The sequence below is a fragment of the Hydrocoleum sp. CS-953 genome (genome assembly GCF_002260545.1).
Classification (GTDB): Bacteria; Cyanobacteriota; Cyanobacteriia; order Cyanobacteriales; family Microcoleaceae; genus Trichodesmium.
In genome coordinates this window covers 1-2,205 of sequence record NZ_LGSU01000113.1, presented here as the reverse complement: position 1 = coordinate 2,205, position 2,205 = coordinate 1, and the positions used below count along the sequence as shown (strand labels likewise).

Annotated in this window: 2 protein-coding genes and 1 pseudogene; 2 read left to right on the top strand and 1 reads right to left on the bottom strand. The window is 36.0% G+C overall.

The annotated features are described in order from the left end of the window. Positions 1 to 1,209, top strand: a 1,209-nt coding sequence (locus AFK68_RS00750) for a PLP-dependent transferase (protein WP_143437384.1), incomplete at its 5' end; no start/stop codon positions are given. Between the two features lie 129 nt (positions 1,210 to 1,338). Here the strand turns inward: AFK68_RS00750 and AFK68_RS00745 are convergent. Then, the gene (locus AFK68_RS00745) at positions 1,339 to 1,668 is read right to left on the bottom strand and encodes an SET domain-containing protein-lysine N-methyltransferase (protein ID WP_168186266.1); all 330 of its coding nucleotides are present in this window, start codon (positions 1,666 to 1,668) and stop codon (positions 1,339 to 1,341) included. Positions 1,669 to 1,871: 203 nt separating this feature from the next. Here AFK68_RS00745 and AFK68_RS00740 point away from each other — a divergent pair. Next, positions 1,872 to 2,205 (top strand): annotated as a pseudogene (locus tag AFK68_RS00740) (N-acetyltransferase); the annotation flags it as partial.

Here is a 2,205-nt window from a genome sequence, read left to right as displayed (position 1 = left end):
AAGTATAGAAGTGCAAAATTCCAGGAGCAAAAGACAGTGAGTAAAGCCCGAAATCCTGAATCCTACACCAACTCAATTTTAACACCCATTTATCAAAATACAGCCTACTTTTATGATGATTATGAATCTTATGTCAAAGCTTTGCATGAAGGCTCGATCGTCAAAGGCCGTTATGGTCGATATCATAATCCAAATTGGGAAGAAGTAGAGAAAAGATTGGCTCAACTCAGCGAGGTTGAAGATTGCTTAATCTTTCCTAGTGGGATGAGTGCTATCTACAGCACGCTAATGACTTTTGCCAAACCTCAAGGCTATTTCGCTACAACTTGTTATCTTTATAAAAACACCAGACGTGTTTTTGAGAATCTTGAAAAAATTAAGTTAAAAACATTAGTTTTTGATAACGTAGATCTATCTGAGTTTATGGTTGCACTGGAACAAGCCAGTCCAGAGATTAATCTTCTGTTCCTCGAACTGCCCTCTAACCCTAATCTTTACCTAGCAGATATTGAAAAAATTAGAGAGTTCTTACCTCCCGATACGCTTCTAGTTGTTGATAGTACCTTGGCGAGTCCCCATAACTTTAAACCCTGTTTATGGGGAGCAGATTTAGTGATTCATAGCTGTACTAAATATCTCAACGGTCATGCAGATTTGATACTGGGAAGTGTTGGAGGGAAAAAAGAAACGATCGATAAAATCAGAACCTTTAGGAATATTACTGGAGCAATTCCTAGCACTCGAGATGTGTTTACACTGAGTCAACATTTGAAAACATTTCGGTTGAGAATGGAGTATTTGAATGCTGCTGGTAAGAAACTGACAGAGTTTTTAAATTCACACCCTTTGGTTTCTAAGGTATATTATTTGGGGTTGGACTCTCATCCTCATCGGGAACTAGCCCAGAAATATTTTACTAATGGGTATGGTGGTGTTGTAACTTTTGAACTTAAACTTTCAAAAAATGAGACCTCTGAATTTATTGATAATTTGACAATTCCATATATTGCTTCCAATTTTGGTTCTGCAGAAACTTATATCGAACAGCTTGCACCTTTTACCTACTACTATTTATCAGAGGAGGATAGAGAATCATTAAAAATTACGGATAGTTTGATTAGATTATCTATCGGTTTTAACGATCCAATAGATAGTCTAATTGAGGACTTGAATAGTGGTCTGCTGAAATATCAGAGATCAAAAACCTAATCAGGACTTACGAAAAAAGGACGAGAGCTTTTCATCCAGGCCTTTTTAAAGCGTGGATGAAAAGCTTTCCTGGGTTTGTCCCTAAAAATGGTCTGCGATTAGATATTTTGCGTAAGTCCTGCTAATTTTTTATGCTGGAGAGAACCACAACTTCCTTACATACTTATGGGTCAGTTCTTCTCCAATAGCGATATCCCGCAAAGCATAAAACTCAGACCTTTCTTCATCTACCAAGCGTTTGACCTGCATATTGGGGTTGTCTGAGTGGTTGCTAAATGTACCAATTCCTAATGAGACACCTTTTAAATCTCCCATTTGAAAGAGATAGTCGAGCAGTGCATTTGATTCCATTTGTTCAAAATCTGATAGTATCAATACAGGTTCCACTAGCACAAGTGCCCCAGCAGGGATTTCCTCTTCTGTAAAAACACCACGACCTTTGCCAATTGATTCTTTCAACGTAACACTATAATAACTTCCGTACTTCATTGAGCTTAATAGATTATTTTTGCAAGATTTACCTTAAATTTATTGTATTACTTAATGATCTGATTTCTCTAAAAATTATAGATCGAACTGGCTTTGTTGCACTAATATCCTGAAACCCTTACAGGGCAGGACTTTCTCATTTATAGATTTTCTTGAAAAACCCTTATTTTATAATGCTTCTAGCACTTTCATGCAACAAAGCCGATGAAATCTATAAAATTTTTCAGCTAGAAATAACTAATCCTAGTAACCTCATTATTAACCTAGATGAAATTCGCAGAAGCACTACATATCAACCTGTGCGATTAGCAGGTTCAAATCAAATCAATCTTCAATCTGTACTGATAAATCAAATCAACCAGCTTACTGATTATTTTTGGAGTAAAAAAAATGGTGAGACAAAAGGAGATTTTCAGCGAAAACTCCGTAGTTTTATTACTAATTATTCTCAGTTTGTATGTCATAAGCTTGTAATGGAAAAAGATAAACCAGTAGGTTTAATTGTTT